5 protein-coding genes and 2 pseudogenes are annotated in these 4,838 nt (G+C 65.0%); 6 read left to right on the forward strand and 1 reads right to left on the reverse strand.

Annotated elements, in window-relative coordinates:
* From VZ95_RS25575 to VZ95_RS11780, 6 genes and pseudogenes are all read left to right on the forward strand, one after another.
* Positions 1-263, forward strand: a pseudogene (locus VZ95_RS25575) (hypothetical protein); the annotation flags it as partial.
* Positions 264-318: 55 nt separating this feature from the next.
* Positions 319-1,492 (forward strand): annotated as a pseudogene (locus VZ95_RS11760) (acetyl-CoA C-acetyltransferase).
* A gap of 31 nt (positions 1,493-1,523) precedes the next feature.
* The gene (locus VZ95_RS11765) at positions 1,524-2,423 is read left to right on the forward strand and encodes a LysR substrate-binding domain-containing protein (protein WP_045776007.1); all 900 of its coding nucleotides are present in this window, start codon (positions 1,524-1,526) and stop codon (positions 2,421-2,423) included.
* A gap of 58 nt (positions 2,424-2,481) precedes the next feature.
* A complete protein-coding gene (locus VZ95_RS11770; RefSeq protein WP_045776008.1) occupies positions 2,482-2,946 on the forward strand; it encodes a RidA family protein in 465 nt (154 codons plus the stop codon).
* Positions 2,943-3,428: an aminotransferase class V-fold PLP-dependent enzyme gene (locus tag VZ95_RS11775; RefSeq protein ID WP_045776009.1), complete on the forward strand. Its 486-nt coding sequence runs from the start codon at positions 2,943-2,945 to the stop codon at positions 3,426-3,428. The genes VZ95_RS11770 and VZ95_RS11775 overlap by 4 nt, the downstream gene beginning before the upstream one ends.
* Positions 3,386-4,060, forward strand: coding sequence for an aminotransferase class V-fold PLP-dependent enzyme (locus VZ95_RS11780; protein WP_045776010.1), 675 nt, complete (start codon positions 3,386-3,388; stop codon positions 4,058-4,060). Before VZ95_RS11775 ends, VZ95_RS11780 begins: the two co-directional genes overlap by 43 nt.
* Here the strand turns inward: VZ95_RS11780 and VZ95_RS11785 are convergent.
* On the reverse strand, positions 4,040-4,519 hold the full coding sequence (locus tag VZ95_RS11785; protein ID WP_156995258.1) for a hypothetical protein: 480 nt from the start codon (positions 4,517-4,519) through the stop codon (positions 4,040-4,042). The two genes, VZ95_RS11780 and VZ95_RS11785, sit on opposite strands and share 21 nt — an antisense overlap.
* Between the last annotated feature and the right edge of the window lie 319 nt (positions 4,520-4,838).

Here is a 4,838-nt window from a genome sequence, read left to right on the forward strand (position 1 = left end):
GGGCGCTGGCGGGTGGCGGGCCGCCCGATCCGCCCCGCCAGGTGGTTGTACCAACCCTCGCGCTCATACCGAAAGCCGACCGCATCGTGCCGCCCGCGAGCGCCCTTGCCCTCGCGCACGCGATTCCCGGCGGGTTGACCCATGAAATCGGCCTCGGCCATATCGGCATGATGGTCGGCGCGCGCGCGCCTGCGCTGGTGTGGGAGCCGATTCGCGCCTTCGTCATGGGGGAAGAGGTTTACCCGTTGGGCGGGACCCCGTAAGCTCCCCCCACAATCGGCCAAACGCCGCATTCGAGTTTCGAGGGAGAATCACCAGATGACCGATGTCGTAATCGTTGCCGCCGCCCGCACCCCCATTGGGTCGTTCAGCGGCGCGCTCTCCAGCCTGCCCGCCCATAAGCTTGGCGAAATCGCCATTCGCGCGGCGCTGACGCGCGCCAAGGTCGATGGGTCGGACGTGGATGAAGTCATCCTTGGCCAAGTGCTCACTGCCGCCACCGGCCAGAATGCCGCTCGCCAAGCCGCGATGGCCGCCGGTATCCCGCAAGAAAAGACGGCTTTCGCCATCAATCAGCTCTGCGGCTCGGGCTTGCGCACCGTGGCGCTCGGCTTCCAAGCAATCCGCAACGGCGACGCGAACATTATCGTCGCGGGCGGTCAGGAAAGCATGAGCCTTGCGCCCCACACGCTCTACCTGCGCTCGGGCACCAAAATGGGCACGGCGGAAATGCAGGATACGATGCTGCGCGACGGGCTGCTGGATGCCTTCCACGGCTATCACATGGGCGTTACCGCCGAGAACATCGCCCAGCGCTGGCAACTCAGCCGTGAAGAACAGGATGCTTTCTCAGCGGCCTCGCAGAATAAGGCCGAAGCCGCGCAAAAAAGCCGGGCGCTTTGCCGATGAAATCGCCCCCGTCACGGTCTCGTCGCGCAAGGGCGATATCATCGTCGATCAGGACGAATATCCGAAGCACGGCACCACGCCGGAAACCCTCGCCAAGCTGCGCCCGGCTTTCAATAAGGAAGGCACCGTGACCGCCGGGAATGCCTCCGGTATCAACGATGGGGCCGCCGCCCTCGTTCTGATGTCGGCCGAGGAAGCCGCCAAGCGCGGCCTGACCCCGCTGGCGCGCATCGCCTCCTGGGCCACCGCCGGGGTCGATCCCGCCATCATGGGCACGGGGCCGATCCCCGCCAGCCGCGCTGCGCTTGCAAAAGCTGGCTGGACCATCGACGATCTCGACCTGATCGAAGCCAATGAAGCCTTCGCTGCCCAAGCCCTCGCCGTGAACAAAGACCTCGGCTGGGATACCAGCAAGGTCAATGTCAACGGCGGCGCGATTGCCCTTGGCCACCCCATCGGGGCCTCGGGTGCCCGCGTGCTGACCACGCTGCTCTATGAAATGCAAAAGCGCGATGCGAAACGCGGCCTCGCCACCTTGTGCATCGGCGGCGGTATGGGCGTGGCACTGACGGTTGAGCGTTAGGCTTTTCAAACCAGCGGGCGCGGCGGCCTAAATGCCCCGCCCGCTCCCTAATCTTGCCGCCCTGCGCGCTTTTGAGGCCGCCGGGCGGCATTTGAGTTTTTCGCGGGCGGCAGACGAGCTTTTCGTCACCCAAGGCGCGGTCAGCCGTCACGTTCAAACGCTGGAGCAGGACCTTGGCCTGTCGCTGTTCGAGCGCACCCGCCCGCTGACGCTCACCCCCCACGGCGCGGCCTATCATACCGCCATCCGGCAGGCCTTCGCCGGGATGATCGCCGCCACCCGCACCGCGCGGGCTGAGGCCGCCGCGCCCCGCCGAAAAATCCGCGTGACGCTGCTGGCCTCCTTCGCCGCCCATTGGCTGATGCCCCGCCTGCCCGCCTTCGAGGCCGCCCATCCCGAGATCGAGCTTATCCTGGAGCCGAACGTTCGCTGGGTCGATCCCGCATCGGGGCAGATCGATCTTGCCCTGCGCTACGGCAAGGGCGGCTACGATGGTTTGGCGGAATGTTTTCTGCCCGAAACCCTCGTGCCCGTCATTTCCGCCACCTACCCGGCACCAACGCTGGAAACCCTGCCCGCCCACCGCCTCCTGCATCCAAGTGACACCTGGGAATGGCGCGACTGGCTCGCCGCGCAGGGCATTGCGCTAGCGTCGATCCCGCAGCAGCAGGCACTCGCCGACTATAACATCACCCTTCAGGCGGCGCGCGACGGGCTCGGCGTGGCGATGGGGCGATTGAACCTTGTCGGCCCGCTGATCGCGCGCGGCGACCTCATCGCCCTACCCTTGCCGCGCCTTGCGGGCGTCTTTGGTCATTGGTCGATCATCGATCCTGCCCGTGTTGATGATCCGGCGCTCACCGCCGTGCGGACGTGGCTTCGGCAGACGGTTTCCATGACTCAAACTCATACTACGGCCGCAGAAACGTGAGTCGCGCCCCCCGCCCGGATGGGGCAGGCTGGCGCTCCCTTTTGTTCAGGAGCGTCCCATGATCCGCGACCGTCTCACCGCCCTCGGCCTGACCTTGCCGAAAGCCTCCGGCCCCGGCGGGGCCTATGCCCCCTTCGTCCTCAGCCCGAAAGGCACGCTCTACATCGCGGGCCAGATTCCCCAGCTCGATGGCGAAGCGCAATTCTTCGGGCGGCTGGGGGAGACCGCCACGGTCGAGCAAGGTCAAGCCGCCGCCCAGCTTTGTGCCCTCAATATCCTCGCCCAGGTAGAAATCGCCCTGAACGGCGATTGGCGCCGGGTGCAGCAGTGCGTGAAGCTCAACGGCTTCATCGCCTGCACCCCAGATTTCACCCAGCAGAGCCAAGTGATGAATGGCGCGTCCGATCTGATGCTGAGCGTTTTCGGCGAAATCGGTCGTCATGCCCGCACCTCGGTCGGTGTCGCATCCCTGCCGCGCGGCGTGATGGTGGAGGTCGATGCGACCTTCGAGGTTACACTGTGATCCCGCGCCTGCACTTCAACCATTCCGCCGCCTCCCCCTGCCCGCCGGAGGCGCGCGCGGCGATTGCGGAGCATTTGGCGTTGGAACAAGCCATTGGCCCGGTCGAAGCCGCGATTGCCGCAGCCCCTCGGCTGGCTGAAATGCACCGCACGGCGGAAGCCCTGATCGGGGCCGCACCGGGGCAGGTCGCCTTCGCCGAGGGCCAAGGCCGGGCGCTGAGCTTTGTCGCGGGCGGTTTGCGGCTGACCCCCGGCGATCGGATTCTGTGCGCGCCGTCCGAATGGGGCGGCACGGTGTCGGCCTTCGAAGCGGTTGCGGCGGAAGCGGGGGCGACGGTCGAGCCGATCCCCATGACGCCCGATCACCTGACCGATCTCGACGCTTTAGCCAAGATGCTGGACGGGCGGGTAAAACTCGTCTCCGTTACCAGCGTTTCGGTGTGCGGGACGCGATCCAGCCTATCGCCGCGATTGCCGCCTTAGCGCAGACGGTCGGTGCGCTGGTGGCCGTCGATGCCAGCCAGTCGATTGGCTGGCTGGCGGTCGATATGGGCGTGCAGGGCATCGATATTGTCACCGCCAGCGGGCGCAAATATTTGCAAGGGCCGCGCGGCGTGGCGCTGCTCGGTCTTTCGGCCCGCGCGCAGGAGAGATTGCGCCCACCCCCGCCCGACGATTACTCGGTTCGCCAGCGCGACGCTTTACGCTGGGAATCGGCGGAATATTCCTATGCCAACCGCCTCGGCTTCGGCGCGGTGCTGGATTTGCGCGTGGATCATGTTTCCGCACTCGGAGCCGAGTTGATCGCAACGGCGACGCGGTTGGAACAAGCGTTGCTGACCGTTCCCGGCCTGCGCCTCCTGCGCCCAAACGCCGATACCACGCCCGCGATTGCGCCGCTGGTGGCTTTCGAGATTGCAGGGCACGAGCCGGGGGACGTGCAACGCGCGCTGCATGGGGAGGGCATCAATATCGCCGCCAATCAAGCGAGCTATGCGCCCTATCTGTTCGCCGCGCTCGGACGGCAGGCGCTGCTGCGCGCGTCGGTGCATCAAGAAATCGGCGAGGGAGAGATCGAGCGGCTCGTTGCGGCGCTAAAACGCGGGATCGCTTAACCGAACAGACTGTCGATATCGGCCTGGCTCACGCCGCCGCTGCGCGCCGGGCCGTGCAGCAGGCCATCGGCCCCCCCCGGTCGGGCCAAGGCTCGGCGGCGCGACCTCTTCGAAACCATCGCCCAAGACCTGAATGATGGTGCCGATGCGCTGTTCGACGAACTCCAACGTCGTCACGACTTTGGAAACGCGCTGGCCGGTAATGTCCTGGAAGGCGCATTCGGTGAAGAGGCTGGCGACCAGCGAATGAATCTGCTCCACCGCCATATCGACACTGCCTTCGGTGGCCGCGCGCGGGATCGATTCGGCGGCCGAGTCGATAGCTTCGGCGACGGCCAAAATGCCGTTCGTTGCGGTTTCGGTGGCGTATACGATGGCGCGCAGTTCCGAAACTGCCGTCGAGATCCGATCTTCCGTCGAACGCGGATGTCGGATCGCGGCAACTTCGGACTGGATCAACGCCAGTTGTTCGCGGAGCTCTGCGAGCTCGGATGCCAGAGTCGTTACGTCTAGGTCGCTCATTGCCTGTCTTCAGGTCAAACTATCAAAGCCACTATACGCAGGAAGTTTCCCCGACGCACGGCCCAAATCGATCAGACCATCTAGTTTTTGCGGAATGATGAAGGCTTTGGCAAAAGAACAAGATTTCAGCAGCGAGCTTATGTTGCAGTGCGTCGCAATCCGCGTTTAACCGGCGTTTTTAGCCGTTTCATCGAATAGTTCAGCAAGTTTATCCATCATCGTACCCCCCAACTGTTCAGCATCGACGATTGTTACG

Source organism: Elstera litoralis, from assembly GCF_000963705.1.
GTDB lineage: Bacteria > Pseudomonadota > Alphaproteobacteria > Elsterales > Elsteraceae > Elstera > Elstera litoralis.